We start from the raw sequence: 874 nt of genomic DNA, 5'->3' as shown, positions 1-874 counted from the left end.
GCCCTACAGGAAGAAGTAGCCGACCCACAGCAGGGCTATGACGAAGAACCAGAGGTCATGGAGATGCACGGTTCCGGACTCTCTCTAACTGATCAGTAGGCGAAGGCGAGCGGCTTGTCGGCGTCCCTCGGGGAGCCTTCGAGCGTGGAGTCCCCGCCGAGCGTGATGTCCCTGAGCGGTGGCCGCTCGGAGGTGACCGGTCCGCCGCCCGCGTACTTCACCAGCAGCCTGAGTTCGACCACGGCGAGCGCGATGTACAGCAGGCTGAACCCGGTGAGCGTCACGAGCTGTTCGGTGAGCGAGACGTTCGGGGAGACCGCGTCCACGGTGCGCAGCAGTCCGGTGACGGCCCAGGGCTGACGGCCCATCGCGGTGAAGATCCAGCCGAAGGAGTTGGCGATCACCGGGAAGGCCAGGGTGAGGATGCCGGCCCGCCAGGCCAGCCCGCTCGCCATGGCGCCCAGTTCGCGGTTCTTCGTGAGCATCAGCCGGGGGACGTCGAACGAGCCGGTGCGGTACCCGGGGGCGACCCAGAACTTCCGCCGCGTCAGCCAGAGTCCGGCCGCGCCGAGGCTGAAGGAGGTCATGCCGAACAGGATCATCGCCCGGAAACCCCAGTACGTCACGGGGACGTTCGGGATGTACTCGGATGGTGAACCGCCGTACGCGGCCGCCTCGGCGCCGGCCGTGTCGTTTATGCCGGGTACCGCCGAGTGGAAGTCCTTGTGCGCCAGGAAGGAGAGCAGGCCGGGGACCTGGATGTCGACGCTGTTGCGCTGGTGGGCGACGTCCGGCACGGAGAAGGCGGAGAAGGCAGCCGGGGCCTCCCTGTCCCACAGCGCCTCGGCGGCGGCCATCTTCATCGGCTGCTGCT

1 protein-coding gene is annotated in these 874 nt (G+C 68.0%); it reads right to left on the bottom strand.

What is annotated here, in order from left to right:
* Positions 1 to 92 precede the first annotated feature (92 nt).
* On the bottom strand, positions 93 to 874 hold a 782-nt coding region (locus GT030_RS26775), incomplete at its 5' end, for a cytochrome ubiquinol oxidase subunit I (RefSeq protein ID WP_161203311.1).

Origin of the sequence: Streptomyces sp. SID1328, from assembly GCF_009865595.1 — a bacterium.
Lineage (GTDB): Bacteria > Actinomycetota > Actinomycetes > Streptomycetales > Streptomycetaceae > Streptomyces > Streptomyces griseoluteus.
Note: the sequence above shows the minus strand (reverse complement) of the source record. Positions and strands in the feature narration are given on the sequence as shown.